The sequence below is a fragment of the Hymenobacter sp. IS2118 genome (assembly GCF_000715495.1).
GTDB lineage: Bacteria > Bacteroidota > Bacteroidia > Cytophagales > Hymenobacteraceae > Hymenobacter.
This window is the reverse complement of record NZ_JNLX01000097.1, coordinates 1-1,506: the sequence shown is the minus strand read 5'-3', so window position 1 is coordinate 1,506 and position 1,506 is coordinate 1. Positions and strand designations below refer to the sequence as shown.

2 protein-coding genes are annotated in these 1,506 nt (G+C 53.0%); both read right to left on the bottom strand.

Annotated elements, in window-relative coordinates; translation table 11 throughout:
- Positions 1–7 precede the first annotated feature (7 nt).
- The gene (locus GM79_RS08700) at positions 8–1,069 is read right to left on the bottom strand and encodes a transposase (RefSeq protein WP_035562095.1); all 1,062 of its coding nucleotides are present in this window, start codon (positions 1,067–1,069) and stop codon (positions 8–10) included.
- Positions 972–1,367, bottom strand: a complete 396-nt coding sequence (locus GM79_RS26475) for a GrpB family protein (RefSeq protein ID WP_072008573.1) — start codon at positions 1,365–1,367, stop codon at positions 972–974. Before GM79_RS26475 ends, GM79_RS08700 begins: the two co-directional genes overlap by 98 nt.
- Positions 1,368–1,506 lie beyond the last annotated feature (139 nt).

Here is a 1,506-nt window from a genome sequence, read left to right as displayed (position 1 = left end):
ACTGATGTTACGCAGCCATTTTGGTTAACGCGTAGTGCATGGCTTTGAGTCCGCGCAAATAAAGTTGGGCTTTGAGGCGAAAATGACCAATGCCTAATTGTCGGGTTATCTTCTCTAACTTGATGTAGGCCAGGATGGAAGAAAAGAAATGATTGGCCTGCGTATCGATGGTTTTCGTAGGCGACTTGCCCATCGACGTGTTTTGCTTGAGCGATTTGTGGTACTCCTCGATTTTCCACCTTTTCTGGTAGATTACCGTCACTTGTTCCCCGGTCAAATTCGTATCGCTGCTCACCAGATATAACACGCCCTGCGAACCGTCCTTATTTGTAAAGACTTGCCGGACCACGAGCACCGCCTCCACGACGCTCCGTAGCCAGACGCGCAAGGGCTGCCCATCCGGGAAAGCCAGCGTATCAAGGGCCTGGAATTCCCCATTGCCGCGCCCCACTTCGCTCAGGGCCACGGTGCGCGAGGTGGGCAGGGCAAAAATAAAGTCGTGGCCCAACGCGCGCACCTGGTTCATGTTCTCAGCCGAGGCATACCAGCTGTCGGCCAGCAGGTAGCCGTAGGCCACTTGCTCTTGGGCCACGCGCAACATGGCGCGGAGCATCTCGTTTTTCGTCAGCGGGCTTTTCTGACTCACTTTCTGGGTTTTAGGGTCGGTTACGGCCTGCGTTTTCTCCACCAGCTCCACGGCAATCGGCACGGCGAGCGAACCGGCCACATAGAGCAGGCTCACGAAATTGAGCCCCTTCACGTACCGCCCCAGGCTATGGTCGTAATGGGTACAGAGCAGGGCATTGGCATCGGTGTGGGCCTTCTCCAAAATAGAATCATCGACGATAAGAACAGCAAAATCGGCTGCTTCCAACGTCCGCTCGGTTTGCCGAATCAGCGGTTTGGCATGGCCCCAGACCTGGCGTGAATCCAAGTGTACGCTGCTGAGCCAGCGCGTCACCTGGTCGTGACTAAGCTGCCCATCGAACAGGCGTGAGAGGCCCGTAGCCGAAGTTTGGCCCGTCGAGCTGATGAGATAATCCGTGTACAAATCCAGGGTGCAGGCCATCGAAAACGGTAGTTAGAACGGAAAAATACTGCGTAACATCAGTAATTGAGTCAATGAAATCGTTGATATGAAGCTCTTTCAGCGCAGCATATAGCTTTCGGTCTTGATTGGCTTTGTCTGCTAAGGCGTATTTCATCTGTTGATATTTTAGCCTGGCCCACTCATTTTTTCTTAAAAAATTTCGAGACATAATGTGTCGTTCCAATGCTTTGCTGCCAGCCGGGCAAACATAAAGATGATGCGCTATTGTGTCCAGAGTTTCATGAGACCATTCCCCATCCCGCTGGGTGCAATTCAAATTGTCGCGGCGTATTGGTAACTTGTGTCATGCCTACCTCCCCCACCACCGCCATGAGCAAAGCCGAATATCTCGCCTTGGCCGAGCAAAAATACAACGATTTGCAGGCCCTCGGGACCGCGCCGACTTTCTACGATTA